At 64.7% G+C, this 14,202-nt stretch carries 8 protein-coding genes; 6 read left to right on the forward strand and 2 right to left on the reverse strand.

Translation table 11 applies throughout. The features are described 5' to 3' along the window. Positions 1 to 76: 76 nt before the first annotated feature. Positions 77 to 277, reverse strand: coding sequence for a hypothetical protein (locus tag JFN93_RS12300; RefSeq protein ID WP_199384381.1), 201 nt, complete (start codon positions 275 to 277; stop codon positions 77 to 79). On the opposite strand from JFN93_RS12300, the gene JFN93_RS12305 reads away from it, so the two are divergent. The 4 genes from JFN93_RS12305 to JFN93_RS12320 all read left to right on the forward strand — a co-directional run bounded on the left by JFN93_RS12305 (position 264) and on the right by JFN93_RS12320 (position 8,394). Then, complete coding sequence (locus tag JFN93_RS12305) at positions 264 to 1,634, forward strand: sigma-54-dependent transcriptional regulator (protein ID WP_199384382.1); 1,371 nt, start codon at positions 264 to 266, stop codon at positions 1,632 to 1,634. The genes JFN93_RS12300 and JFN93_RS12305 overlap by 14 nt on opposite strands. 484 nt (positions 1,635 to 2,118) lie before the next feature. Then, entirely contained in the window at positions 2,119 to 3,750 is a 1,632-nt protein-coding gene (locus tag JFN93_RS12310; RefSeq protein WP_199384383.1) for a methyl-accepting chemotaxis protein, read from the forward strand. 25 nt (positions 3,751 to 3,775) lie between these two features. Next, positions 3,776 to 4,873: an HD-GYP domain-containing protein gene (locus tag JFN93_RS12315; RefSeq protein WP_199384384.1), complete on the forward strand. Its 1,098-nt coding sequence runs from the start codon at positions 3,776 to 3,778 to the stop codon at positions 4,871 to 4,873. Then, positions 4,846 to 8,394, forward strand: a complete 3,549-nt coding sequence (locus JFN93_RS12320; protein ID WP_199384385.1) for a PAS domain S-box protein — start codon at positions 4,846 to 4,848, stop codon at positions 8,392 to 8,394. The genes JFN93_RS12315 and JFN93_RS12320 overlap by 28 nt, the downstream gene beginning before the upstream one ends. A gap of 160 nt (positions 8,395 to 8,554) precedes the next feature. Here the strand turns inward: JFN93_RS12320 and JFN93_RS12325 are convergent, their stop codons facing one another. Further along, entirely contained in the window at positions 8,555 to 9,628 is a 1,074-nt protein-coding gene (locus JFN93_RS12325) for a hypothetical protein (RefSeq protein ID WP_199384386.1), read from the reverse strand. A 319-nt stretch (positions 9,629 to 9,947) separates the two neighbouring features. On the opposite strand from JFN93_RS12325, the gene JFN93_RS12330 reads away from it, so the two are divergent. Next, positions 9,948 to 11,468, forward strand: a complete 1,521-nt coding sequence (locus JFN93_RS12330; protein WP_199384387.1) for a HAMP domain-containing methyl-accepting chemotaxis protein — start codon at positions 9,948 to 9,950, stop codon at positions 11,466 to 11,468. Between the two features lie 108 nt (positions 11,469 to 11,576). After that, positions 11,577 to 14,096, forward strand: coding sequence for a putative bifunctional diguanylate cyclase/phosphodiesterase (locus JFN93_RS12335; RefSeq protein WP_199384388.1), 2,520 nt, complete (start codon positions 11,577 to 11,579; stop codon positions 14,094 to 14,096). Positions 14,097 to 14,202: the final 106 nt, after the last annotated feature.

The following is a 14,202-nucleotide window of genomic DNA, read 5'->3' on the forward strand; positions in this document are numbered from 1 at the left end:
GGCGTGAAGCTTCTGCCGATCATTCGCGCCAGGAATGGCGCTCCCACAGAGTTGGTACTTTCCCCCTTAGCCGCTCTCACATCACTTCGACTTTTTTCTTCTGGTTCCCAAGGTCCACCTTGGGAACCCAGACCGATTCCGTGCCGCCTTCTCCTTCCCGGCCACGTCCTCCCTTGCTTTCGCTCACGATTTCCCTCAATTTTTCCGGCCGCTTTGCCGATACGATGCGCAGATCCCCACCCCGAAGCGCGAGGCAATGACGCATGCCGATACCCACGATCCTCGTCGTCGACGACGATTCCATCGTTTTGTTCCTAGTGGAGACCCACCTCAAGGAAGGGGGCTTCACCCCCATCACCGCGTCCAGCGGCGCCGAGGCCCTGAAGATCCTGGAGCAGCGTCCCGTCGACCTGGTGATCTCGGACCTGATCATGCCGGAGATGGACGGCCTGGAATTTCTGGACCGGATCCGCAAGCTCCACCCGAACCTCCCCGCCATCGTCATCACCGCCCACGGCAGCGTGGAGAGCGCGGTCGACGCCATGCGGCGCGGCGCCTTCGACTACCTGGAGAAACCTTACAATCCGGACGATCTACGGATGACGATCCAGCGTGCCCTGGATTATCACCACATGCGGCAGGAAAACGAGCAGATCGGGGAACTCCTCCGGGAGCGCTTTACCTTCCAAAGCATCGTCACCGCCAATGCCGCGATGAAGCAGGTCCTGGAAATGGCGGCGCGGGTCGCCGCCGTCCCCCGCACGACGGTCGCCATCTTCGGGGAGAGCGGCGCCGGCAAGGAGGTGCTCGCCCGGGCCATCCATTTTGCGGGGAAGGGGCTCCCTTCCAGCTTCGTCGCGGTGAACTGCGCCGCCATTCCGGAGCAGCTTTTGGAAAGCGAGCTCTTCGGTCACGTCCGGGGCGCTTTCACCGGCGCCGACCGCGACCGCGAGGGGAAATTCAGCCTGGCGCGCAAAGGGACCATCCTGCTCGATGAGATCGGCGACATGCCGGTCCCTCTGCAGGCAAAACTTTTGCGGGTCCTCCAGGAACGCGTTTTCGAGAAGATCGGCAGCAACACTCCGATCCCGGCGGAGTGCCGGGTGATCGTCGCCACCAACCGCAACCTCGCCGAAGAGGTGGCGAAGGGGCGTTTCCGGGAGGATCTCTACCACCGGATCAACGTCTTTCCCCTGGCGATCCCCCCTTTAAGGGAGCGGCGCGACGACATCCCGATCCTCTGCGATCACACCCTGGAACAGCTGCGCCAGCACCTGGGCAAGTCGCTCCCCGGCATCTCCCGCGAGGCGATGGAGGTGATGCTGCGCTACCCTTGGCCCGGCAACGTCCGGGAGCTGCGCAACTGCCTGGAGCGCGCCGCCATCCTCTCCGATGCCGGGATGATCATGCCGCGCCACCTGGCCATCGCGACCGGCCCCGGCACCGATCCGGGCGCGCCCCCCCTTCCCGTGGCGGAAGGTATGATCGAGTACCATCTCAGGCTGCCGCTGGACCAGGTTTCGCTGGAGGCCCTGGACCAGCAGATCCTGGAAATGACCCTGCAGCGCTGCGGCGGCAACAAGTCCAAGGCGGCGCAACTGCTGAAGATCGGTCGCAAAGCCTTCTACAAGTAACGGCGGCTTTCCCTTCCGTCCCTTTTCTGTGGGAGCGCCCTTCCGGGCGCGATCAATCGCGGCAGGAAGGGCGCTCCTACCAGGTGGGCCGGCCAACCGGCAACGACAACCGCTCCTCCGAGATCAACTCGCCATTACGGGGCCTCGGCGAAACCGCCTCCCCTCCCCGGGTGGGCCGGCACCTCGGCTATGGCCGCCCCCTCTAAAGCAACGCCCCACCTCCATCCGCAGCCCCTCTGTTCCCGCAGCGCCCAAACTGTACCCATCGGGTACACTCCTCCTCGTTTCCCGTTTGCTAACTAGTCGTAATTACGTCTATTATCGTTTTGGCATCCCCCCTGCTACCTAATAGGGCAAAGGGGCATCGGCTGTATCCGGAAGGAACACCTTCCGCGGCCCCGATCCGAGAGGCCACTCCTCTCAACCCGGCAGACAACACCGGCCGCAGACGGTGTTAGGACGATACAGACCCAGGAGGCATGTCATGAAATGGTTCGCCAATCTCAAAGTAGCAACGAAACTTCTCGCCGGATTTCTTTCCGTTGCGGTGATCGCCGGCGTCATCGGCGCCGTCGGAGTGCTGAAGATCCGGCAGATCGATGCGGCCGACACCAGGCTTTATGAGAAAATCACCGTCCCGCTGGGGACCATCGGGGACATCGCCGTTGCCTTCCAGCGGATCCGGATTAACGTCCGCGACGCTCTGGAGGCGACGGACCCGACCGAGGAACAGGCGCGCCTGGCCAATGTCCTTGAGCTGCGCGACTCGATGACCAAGAACATGGCGCTCTTCGAGAAGAGCCTCATCACCGAGGAGGGGCGCCGGCTTTTTGCCGAGTTTTCCCAAGCCCGCGAAGCCTACGTCGGGTATGTGAACCAGATGGTTGAACTGAAAAAGGCGCACCGAAGCAGCGAGGCGCTGGCCATCCTGCATGGACCGGCCAAGAAGGCCGCCATGACCGAACAGGCCCTCATCGAGAAACTGGTCGCGGCCAAGGAGCACCAGGGGAAACTCACCTCTGAGAACAACAGCGCCATCGCCCACGCGGCGACCTGGCTGATGACCGTCCTCGCGGTAGTCGGCACCCTCCTTGCCGTCGGGCTCGGCATCCTTATCTCCCGCGTCATCGTGGCTCCGCTAAACAAGGCGGTCTCCGCCGCCGATCGCCTGGCCACCGGCGACCTGACCGTGGAAATCGAGGCAACCACCACCGACGAGCCGGGGCAGCTGCTCGCCTCCATGCAGCACATGGTCGCGGGACTGCGCGACCTCGTCTCCCAGACCGTTTCCATCTCCGCATCCATCGCCTCGGCCTCGACCCAGCTCCAGGCAACCTCGGAGCAGATCGCCACCGGGGCGGAAGAAGTCGCCTCTCAGGCCCGGACCGTCGCCACCGCCAGCGAAGAGATGGCGGCCACCAGCAGCTCCATCGCCCAGAACTGCACCGTCGCCGCCGAGGCCTCGCAAAGCTCCACTCACTCGGCCAACGCCGGGGCCGACGTGGTCCAGCAGACCATCACCGGCATGGGCGCCATTGCCGACCGGGTGCGCCAGAGCTCGAAGACGGTCGAGGCGCTGGGCGCGCGTTCCGAGCAGATCGGCGACATCGTCGGGACCATCGAGGACATCGCCGACCAGACCAACCTCCTCGCCCTCAACGCGGCCATCGAAGCGGCCCGCGCCGGCGAACAGGGACGCGGTTTTGCCGTGGTCGCGGACGAGGTCCGCGCGCTGGCCGAACGTACCACCCGTGCCACCAAGGAAATCGGCGAGATGATCAAGGGGATCCAGCAGGAAACCCGGCACGCGGTACGTGCCATGGAAGAAGGGGTAAACGAAGTCGAGAAGGGTGCGGTGTCGGCCCAGAAATCGGGCGAGGCGCTCGAAGAAATCCTGGGCCGGATCCAGGAGGTATCGCTCCAGGTAAGCCAGATCGCCACCGCGGCGGAGCAGCAGACCGCAGCCACCGGCGAGGTGACCACCAATATCCAGCAGATCACCGAGGTGGTGCACGACACCGCGAAGGGTGCGGAAGAAACCGCCGAGGCCGCCGGCCAGCTCGCCCGGCAGGCCGACGACCTGCAAAGCCTGGTCGGCCGCTTCCGGCTTTCCTGAGGGCCCGCGAGAAGGAGGCTAGGCCATGAAAACGGAACTTAAGACCGAAACCATACTGATCGTGGACGACCTTCCCGCCAACATCGACATCCTGGTGCAGATCCTTCAGCCGCAGTACTCGCTGCGGGTGGCGCTGAACGGCCCAAGGGCCCTGGAGGTGGCGCAACAGGAGCCGGTGGACCTGATCCTCTTGGACGTGATGATGCCCGAGCTGAACGGGTTCGAGGTCTGCAGCCGTCTCAAAGCCGATCCCAGGACCTCCGCCATCCCGGTCATCTTCGTCTCCGCGCTGATCAACGTCGAGGACGAGGCTTTCGGTCTCGGCCTCGGCGCGGTCGACTACATAGCCAAACCGTTCTCCCCCGCCATCGTCCAGGCGCGGGTGCGCAGCCACCTGGCGCTGGCGAACCAGCAGCGCCACCTCGAGCGCTCGATCCGGGTACGGACAAGGCAACTGGAAGAGAGCCGGTTCGAGATCATCCGCCGGCTGGGACGGGCCGCGGAGTTCTCCGACAACGACACCGGGCTGCACGTGGTCCGGGTGAGCAACTACGCCTACCTGATCTCCAAAGCGGCCGGACTTGCCGAGGAAGAGGCACGGCTGATCCGCGACGTGGCACCGCTGCACGACGTCGGCAAGATCGGGGTCCCGGAGCATATTCTGCTCAAGCCGGGGGCTCTTGACGACGATGAATGGAAAATGGTCCGGGCCCACTGCGAAATCGGACGCCAGATCATCGGGGAGCACGGCGACCGGCTCTTACAGGAGGCGGCGCTTTGCGCCTACAGCCACCACGAACGCTGGAACGGTACCGGTTATCCCCGCGGACTGGCGGGAGTAGAGATCCCGATGGTAGCCCGGGTGGTGGCGATCGCCGATGTCTTCGATGCCCTCACCTGCAAACGCCCCTACAAGGATGCCTGGCCCGCCGATGCGGCGGTGGCGGAGATCATCCGCGGCTCCGGCACCCATTTCGACCCGTTCCTGGTGCAGGCCTTTTTGCGGGCTCTCCCCGGGATCCTGACGGAGATGACGCAAAACGCCGAAACGGTTGCGCCGGCCCCCATGCCGGCGGGAAACGATGAGATAACGCCATGTCCCACTCTCTCAGCCGCAGTCTGAAAGCGACCCTCGTCATCAGCGCGACGCTGCTCATCCTGCAGGGGGTGCTTTCCTACAGCATCATCGGGAACTTCCGCGCCGCCATCCGGGAGAACGTGGACAAGCAGCAGTTCGGCATGGTCCAGACCCTGGCCCGGGAAACGGATGAGAAGATCCGGACCCACCTGCGGCAGATGGCGCACTTCGCCTCCCTGGTCCCGGAAGGGGGGCTCTCCGACCCGCAGCAGGGGCGCAGTTTCCTGGAACAGCACGAGGAGACCACGGTCACCTTCGACCACGGTTTTTTCCTCTTCGGCGCCAAAGGGGAGGTGGTCACCGACCACCGGCTGGATCCCGCCACCGCGCAGCGGGTATGGCTCGCCTACCGTGCCGTCATCCAGGAGGTGACCGCTTCCCGTCTCCCCCGCGTTTCACCGCCGCTCCCCTCCCCCTTCGACGGGGAGCCGGTGGTGATGTTCTGTGCCCCGATCACCGCAAACGGCGAGCTGCGCGGGGTAATCGGCGGCGCCATCAGCCTGCTCCACGGCAACTTCTTGAGCAACATCGCCCAGGCCCGCATCGGCAAAAGCGGCTACCTCTACCTCTTCGGCACCGACCGCACCATCATCGTCCACCCGGAGAAGTCCCGGATCCTGCAGCGGGACGTCCCCGTCGGCAAGAACGGTCTTTTCGACAGCGCTATCAACGGTTTCGACGGCAGCGCCGAGACGATCAACTCGCGCGGCATCCCCTCAGTCTCCTCCTGCCAGCATCTCAGCACGGTCCCCTGGATCCTCGCCGCAAACTTCCCGGTCGCCGAGGCGTATGCCCCCCTGCGGCAGGCACGCAACAACCTCTTCCTCGCCTTGGGCTTCACCCTGGTCGGCTCGGTGGTCGCCCTGCTTTTGATCGGGGTGAGGATGAAGCGTGAAGTGCGCCAGCGGGCCGAGGCCGAGGCGAGCGCCGAACTGCTGTTGGGGTCGGTCGGCGAAGGGGTGATCGGAGTCAACCAGTCCGGGATGATCGAATTTGCCAACCCGGCCGCGGGAGCCCTGCTCGGCTATGAAACGCAGGAACTTCTGGGGCAGGAGGTGCACCAGATCCTGCACCACCGCGCCGGCAAGTGCCCGGACTGTCCCCGGGAGATGTGCCTGATCACCCCGGTCCTTACCGACGGGACCGAACGTCGCTGCGAAAACGAGATCCTGCTGCGCAAGGACGGCTCCGAGTTGCGCGCCGACTTCAGCTGCACCGCGGTGCGGGTCGGCGACGCGCTGCACGGCGCGGTGGTCACCTTCCGGGACGTCACCCGACGCCGCGAGGCGGAAGCCCGGCTGCGCCTGCAGGGTGCCGCGCTGGAGGCGGCGGCGAACAGCATCCTCATCACCGACGCCCAAAGCCGGATCCTCTGGGTCAACGACGCGTTCAGCAACTGCACCGGCTATTCCAAGGAGGAGGCGCTCGGCTGGGATCCGGTGGAGCTTCTTTCGGCCGAACAGGAGGAGGCGGTTCTGGCCGACCTGGGCGCAACGCTCGCCCGGCAGGAGCCCTGGCACGGGGAACTGCGGACCCGGCGCCGGGACGGCACCCACTATCCGGAGGAGGTCACCATCACCCCGGTCCGCAACGACCAGGGGGAGATCACCAATTTCGTCGGCATCATGCAGGACATCACCCAACGCAAGGAGGCGGAAGCGAAACTGCGCGAGGGGGCGGATGCTCTGCAGGAGGCCAACCGCAAGCTGGTGCAGGCGATGGAGCGGGCCGGTGAGCTCGCGGACCGGGCGGAGCGCGCCAACGCGGCGAAGAGCCGCTTTTTGGCCAACATGAGCCACGAAGTCCGCACCCCGCTGCACGCGATCATCGGGATGAACCACCTCCTCCTCGACACCCCGCTTTCCCAGCGCCAAGCGGAATACCTCCGGACCGTCGGCAAATCGGCCGAGTCCCTTTTGGCGATCGTGAACGACATCCTCGACTTTTCCAAGATCGAGGCCGGGAAGCTGGAGATCGAGAAGCTCAACTTCGCTCCGGAGGAGCTGGTGCGCGAGGTGCTGGCGCCGTTTAAGAGCCAGGCGCTGGAGAAATCGCTCGACCTGCGCCTGGCTCTGGACCCGGAGCTTCCCCGACTTCTGGTCGGGGACCCGCTGCGCCTTTCCCAGATCCTCAACAACGTGCTCAGCAATGCGGTTAAATTCACCGCCGCCGGCTCGGTGACCCTCGAGGTCCGTACCCTCGCCCGGTGCGAAGAGGAGGTCGAGCTGCTGTTCCGGGTCGTCGACACCGGCCCCGGCATCGCCCAGCACGATCAGGCCCTGCTTTTCCAACCGTTCCACCAGCTGGACAGTTCGGTCACCCGCACCTTCGGAGGAACCGGACTCGGCCTGGCCATCTGCCGCCAGCTGGCGACCCTCATGGGGGGGACCATCGGATGCGAAAGCACCCCCGGTACAGGAAGCACCTTCTTCTTCAAGCTTCCTTTCACCCCGGTGCAGGGGGCTGCCGAAAGCGTCGGCAGCACCGGCGGCGACCTCATCTCCATCGCCGGGACCCGGGTCCTGGTGGTCGAAGACAACGAGATCAACCAGATGGTCGCCCGGGAACTGCTGAAAAAAGCGGGCGTCGAGGCGGTGGTGGCCGAAAACGGGCAAATTGCCGTCGATCTGCTGCGGGAGCAGGATTTCGACCTCGTCCTTATGGACGTGCAGATGCCGGTGCTCGATGGTCTCAGCGCCACCCGCGCGATCCGGGCGCTGCCCAAACCGGGCATCGCGGAGCTCCCGATCCTCGCCATGACTGCCGACGCGATGGAGCATGAAGTCCGGGAATGCCAGGAGGCCGGGATGACCGGGCATCTGCCGAAACCGTTCACTCCGCAGAAGCTGTACGCCGCCATCGGCCATGCCATGCAGGGCCGGACTCCGACCGGGCTGGTTTCCGCCGCTGGGCCGACCGAACCGGCGCCGGAAATAGAGACCGCGGCCCTCGCCCCGGAAAAGGGGATCCGGCAGCTGGCCGGCAACGAGGATTTGTACCGGGACCTGGTGCGGCGTTTCTTGCGCGACTACCGGGAAAGCGAAGCGAAGATGCGCAGGCTTATCGCCTGCAGCGATACCAAGGGCGCGCTCCTGTTCGCCCACTCGGTGAAGGGGGTGGCGGGGGTGCTGGCTGCCGAGCCGCTGCGCCGGGCCGCGGAGACGTTGGAAGCCGCGCTGAAGGAAGGGAGGGAGGTTTCTGACCTTGCCCCGTTTGCGCGCGAGGTGGCTGCGGTGCTCCGGGAGGCCGAGGCCCTCGTGGCCGAGCCGGCCGGCCCCCGGCCGGTGCCTCCCCCGGGGACCGAGGTGTTGCGTCATGGCGATGTGGAACGGGTGGAGCAGGCGTTGCGGCGCTGCGACCCCAAAGCATCGGTCCTGGAGCTCCGTCTCCTCACCGCGCGGCTTTGGGAACCCGGTTCCGCCGAGCTGATCACCCGGCTGGACCGGATGATCAACGACTACCGCTACGACGAGGCGCTGCTGCTCCTCAAGGAGATCCCGGAGTAGGACATCTTTTGGACCGGCAACAAAGAAGGGGCGCAGCATACGGCTGCGCCCCTTCGCTTTTCTAAGCCAGGTTTTTAAGTCCCCCTTTGCCAAAGGGGGGAGCCCCAAGGAGTGGATGGTGGTGGGTCGCGTTTGGTTCCTCGCCGCGACCTACGCCCCCCTATACCGCGAGATCGACCTGCTGCACCGAGCCGACACTCCCGTTTTCCGCGACGAAGATCCCGCTGGAGCGGACCGCCCCGAGGGACGCGTTGTCGGCGCCTTTCAGCTGGAAGGCGGTATGCTGGCTGCCGAGGTAGATGGCCCCCACCCCGGCCTCCTTCAGGCTCGTCAAACCGGCTGCGCCGTCGGCCCCCCCGGTCCAGGTCTTGAGATCGTGGTAGACCGCGTCGTTTTCGTCGATCCACCCGTTGTGGTCGGTATCGTAGCCGGAAAGCTCGCCGAAGCCGTTGCCGGTCTTGGCGCCGAAAAGCTCGCTGCCGTTGTCGATCGTTCCGTTGCCGTTTTTATCCAGGGCCAGGTAGGCACTGTTTCCGGAGAGCCCCGCCACCTGCTCCGCGCTGCCGTCGCTGTCGAGGTCGAAGGAAAAACGCACGCTGGAGAGCTCCGCGGCGCTGCCGCCGAAGTTGATGACCAGCGGGTCCTTCATCACCGCATCGCCGGCGCGCACCGATACGCTGGTCTGGCTGGCGAACTCGCGGGTCATGTTCACGTTGAGGTTGAAATTGATCTCCTGGCCGTCGGCGGTCTTGATCACCCCGCTGGCCGAAAACGCGGTGCTTTCCATCTGGTAGCTCGACTCGCTCAGGTCGTATTCGACCCCGAAACCGGCCCGCTGGGGCTGCTGTCCCTGGGCTCCCGCCGTCGGCGGCTGGGCCGCCCCTTTCTGATCCGCCGTCTCGGGGGCCTGGACCCCCTTGATCTTCACGTGCAGCCAGCGCTCGATCAACTCCTTTAAGAGCCGGTACTTGGTTTCCAGACCGGCGGTGCCGTCGTCGGACTCTTTTCCCTGGCTTGCCTGGGCCCCTTTGTCATGGGCCGCCGAGCCGGCCGCCTTCTCCAGCTGTCCTTTGGAGAGGGTCACCCGGTCTCCGGTGCCCGTTTTCCCCGCCGTTTCCCCTTCAAAATCGGGACGACGGTCTCCCACCCACGCCTTGAGGGACTCCTTCCGTTGGTAACTTTCCAGGGAAAGGTGACTGCTCGCCAAACTCACACTCGATTCCGTTATGACCATACCTGCCTCCTCCATCCTTGAAGGAGCGTCCGGAGGGACGCGTCTGGTCCCGCGCCTTTGGAGAAACGATCCGGGTGAAACGGGTGGATTGGTTTCCACCGTTTCGGCCAACGGCCCGGGACAAATGAACCATCCGTGGTGGCATTTCCACCTGGGAAAACGTATCGGCTTTCTGTAGGGAAAACTTGAAAAGTATCCTCTAACTACTCAAATATAATCACTTTTCCAGTAAAGCAATCGCGCGGCCTGCCGATACCTCGAGTAGTGTCGGGGGCCAAGGCGGCCTTCGCGAAAACGGATCCTAAAACGAGGTGTCGTCGTGTCTATTTCGAAACGGTTGTTCCTTTTGTTGGCGGTGTGCGTAGTGGCGCTGGTCGCCTTGGAGGCGTTCAACGTAATCCAGATGGAACGGATGTACGATGCGGCAAACTTCGGGAACGCGAACAGCGTGCCGAGCATCACCGTGCTGGGCAACGCCTCCGAGTCGATGCACAGCCTGGAAAACCATGCCTACCTGCTGCTGCTCAATGACGACGCGGTCAAGCGGGCCGAGCTGGAAAAGCAGATGCAGGAAGATCGGGCAGCGGCGAGCAAATTGCTGAAAGACTACGAGGCGCTCATCTCCAACGACCGCGACAAGCAGCTTCTTGTCGACGACCGCTCCGCCCTGGCTGCGGTTGATTCCCTCTTCGACCGGGTCGTTGCCCTGGTGCGGGGCGGCAAGGCGGGCGAGGCGCACACCCTCCTGGTCTCCAACCGCCCCACCATCCACAAGGTCAACGAGGCGATCGACCTCCACCTGAAGTTCAACATCGAACTCTCCGAGAAGGGAAGCAAGGAAGCCGCGGCCACCAAGCGGAACTCCCTCATCCTGGCGAGCATCTTCAGCCTGCTGGCAATAGCAACGGTGATCGCGGTCGCCATCTTCATCATCCGCTCCATCCGCGCCGTGGTCACCGACGTCATGAGGGCGTCCGACAACGTCGCCGCCGGGAGCCAGCAGATGGCCTCGGGGGCCGAGGAGCTCTCGCAGGGGGCAACGGAGCAGGCGGCGGCCGCCGAGGAGGCGTCCTCGTCGATGGAGGAGATGTCGTCCAACATCCGGCAGAATGCGGACAACGCCCTGCAGACCGAGAAGATCGCCCTGAAGTCGGCCGCCGACGCCCATGAGAGCGGCAAGGCGGTCAACCAGACGGTACTGGCGATGCGCGAGATTGCCGGCAAGATTTCCATCATCGAGGAGATCGCCCGGCAGACCAACCTCCTTGCGCTCAACGCGGCGATCGAGGCCGCCCGGGCCGGCGAGCATGGCAAGGGCTTCGCCGTGGTTGCCAGCGAGGTCCGCAAGCTCGCCGAGCGCTCTCAAAAGGCCGCCGGGGAGATATCGGAGCTCTCCTCCACCAGCGTGGAGGTCGCCGAACAGGCGGGCCGGATGCTGACCGAGATGCTCCCCAACATCCAGAAGACCGCCGAACTGGTGCAGGAGATCACCGCCGCCTGCAAGGAGCAGGACGCCGGAGCCGAGCAGATCAACAAGGCGATCCAGCAGCTGGACCAGGTCATCCAGCAAAACGCCTCGGCCGCCGAGGAGATGTCCACCACCGCAGAGGAGCTTTCCACCCAGGCCGACCAGCTCCAGACGTCGATCAGCCTGCTGAACGCCGGAAACCGAGCGGCGGCCCCGTCGCACGTGCCGGCGGCCACCGCCCCGAAACTCACCCGGTCGGCCCCGAAAAAGACGGCGCGGCTTTCCGGGGCCAAGATCGCCGTGAACCATGCCGGACCGCGTGGAACGGCACTGAACCTTCACGACCCGGACGACGGCTTCGAGAGCTACTAACCCTGGTCAAAGCTTAACATTCCAAGATCACTCAAGAAATTCCGGAGCCCGCCGATACGTACCCAGGCGGGCTCCTTTTTCTTTTCATGCGGACCGCGGGGAGATGCAATGCGGGTTTGGTTGAAATTGCTGGTGAGCTATCTCGTTTTGATCGGCGGGATGCTGCTGATCTGCGTGCTCGGGATCCGGAGCGCCCAGGGGGTCAGGGACCATTTCCACGAGGTCAACCAGGAGTCGGTCCCCCTGCTTTTGCACCTGAAGGACCTTCGCGCGGCCGGGCTGCGCATCGTCTCCTCGACCATGGAATATTCCTTTCTGAGCAGCCTGGGCGGTGCCGAACCGGTCGCCCTGAAGCGCGAAAGGGAGGGAGAGCGGCAGCTTTTGCGCGAAGGTTTCTCCGAGTACCGCCGCGAGCTTTCCGCCTGCGGCCGCTACATGCTCCCGGTCCCCCAGGAAAAGGTCCTGTACGCCAGGATGGAGGCCGCCGGGACCCGGCTGCTTGCGGTCGGCAAGAACTTCATCCTCCTGCGCGACCTGCACGCCCCGGCACAGCGGCTTATCGAGGCCAAGGAACAGTTCGAAGCGGCGGAGCGCGCCTTTCTCGATGCGGTAAACACCGCCATCCAGTTCGAGCGCAGCGAACTGGACCAGCAGGAAGAGAGCGCCTTTGCGGTGGTAGGGCGGGCGGTCACCACCACCGGCTCCCTCGCCGGCTTCGCCTTTGCGGTTTCCCTCGCGGTGGCCGGGTTCATTTCCTTCTCGCTCTCGAACCGGCTGTCCGAGCTGCGCAAGGGGGCACAGGCCGTTGCCGCGGGGAGACTCGACGTCACCCTTCCGATCACCTCCTCCGACGAAATCGGCGAGCTCTTTGCCGGCTTCAACAGCATGGTTCAGGCGCTGCGGACTTCGAAACAGCAGCTCGCCTCCACCAACCGCTACCTGCAAAGCGTCATCGCCACCATGCCTGACGCGCTGATCGTCATCTCGGCGAAGGGGACCGTCCTCGACGTGAACCCGGCGGCGCAGGCGACGCTCGGGTATCCACGGGAAGAACTGCTCGGCCGTCCCTTTCTCCGTCTCTTTGCCGACCGCAGCGTCGGCCGCGAATTCATCCTCAGCGTGGACCGGGCCGGGCAGGTCGTGGAAACGGAGACCGTGTTTCTCGGCAGCGACGGCGCCGAACTCGCCGTGTCGCTCTCGGCATCGGCACTTTACTGCGGCCAGGAAGACGGCACCTTCCTTTGCATCTGCCACGACATTACCCAGCGCAAGAACTCCGCGCGAGAGATCCACCAGCTCGCCTATTTCGACGCGCTCACCGGTCTGCCGAACCGGACCCTGTTTCTGGACCGGTGCAACCAGGCCCTGGCCCGCGCCGCTCGCTGCGAACCGAGGGAACTGGCCCTCCTTTTCTTTGACCTGGACCACTTCAAGGACCTCAACGATTCCGTGGGGCACCACGCCGGCGATCAGCTGCTCCAAAAGGTCGCGGAGCGCCTGGGCGAGATGGTCCGTGCCAGCGACACCCTGGCCCGTTTCGGAGGGGACGAATTCGTCTTCCTCTGCACCTCCCTCGGCGATGCCGAAGGCGCCGCCATTGTCGCCCGCCGGGTGATCGAGTGCCTGGAGCGCCCCTTCATCATCGAGAACCGCGAGGTGTTCACCAGTGCCAGCATCGGGATCGCCATCTACCCCCAGGACGGCACCGATACCGAGACGCTTCTCAAGCATGCCGACATGGCGATGTACGCCGCCAAGGAGAAGGGGAGAAACGCCTTCGAGTTCTTCTCCCGGCAGCTCAAGCAGAAGGCGCAGGACCGGATCTTCCTGGAAGAAGGGCTGCGCCAGGCGCTCAGCCAGCAGGAACTCTCCCTCCATTACCAGCCGCAGGTCTCCCTGGAGTCCGGGGAAGTGGTAGGCGTCGAGGCGCTGGCGCGCTGGTTCCATGCCGAGCGGGGAAACATCGGACCGGACCGGTTCATTCCGGTAGCCGAGCAAAGCGGCCTGATCCGCGAACTCGGGGCGTGGGTGCTGCGGACCGCCTGCCTCCAATGCATCAAGTGGCATCGGCTGGGACACCGGATCACCATCGGCGTCAACGTCTCCATCATCCAGCTCGCCGATCCGTCCTTTCCCACCTTGGTGGCAAAGACGCTGGCGGAGGCCGGACTCGACCCGGCGTACCTGGAGCTGGAACTCACCGAGAGCTGCCTGATGGGGAACACCACCGACTCTGCCGCGGTCCTGAAAGAGCTGAAGTCGCTCGGGGTAAAGATCGCCATCGACGATTTCGGCACCGGCTATTCCTCGCTGAGCTACCTCAAGGATTTCGCCGTGGACCGGCTCAAGATCGACCGCTCCTTCGTGCGGGAAATCACCTCCCGCAGCGACGCCGCCGCGATCATCAAGGCGATCATCGCCATCGGCCATTCGCTGGGGCTCAGGGTGATCGCCGAAGGGATCGAGACCGCCCACGAGGAAGAGGTGCTGGTCCGGCACCGCTGCGACGACGCCCAAGGCTACTTCTACGCCAAACCGATGCCGGCTGCCGAGGTCGAGCGCTTTCTGACGGAGCGCTCGGCAACCGCCGCGATCGACACGAGCGGCATCGTCTTCCCGCAGCTGTAGCGACATTCCTGTCAGATCGAGTTCTTTTCCCCGAGTCGGCCTATAAATAAGCACGCTGGCAGCCTACCCGGTGGGAGCGCCTTTCCAGGCGCGAATATCAACCGCG

Origin of the sequence: Geomesophilobacter sediminis (genome assembly GCF_016458275.1) — a bacterium.
Lineage (GTDB): Bacteria > Desulfobacterota > Desulfuromonadia > Geobacterales > Geobacteraceae > Geomesophilobacter > Geomesophilobacter sediminis.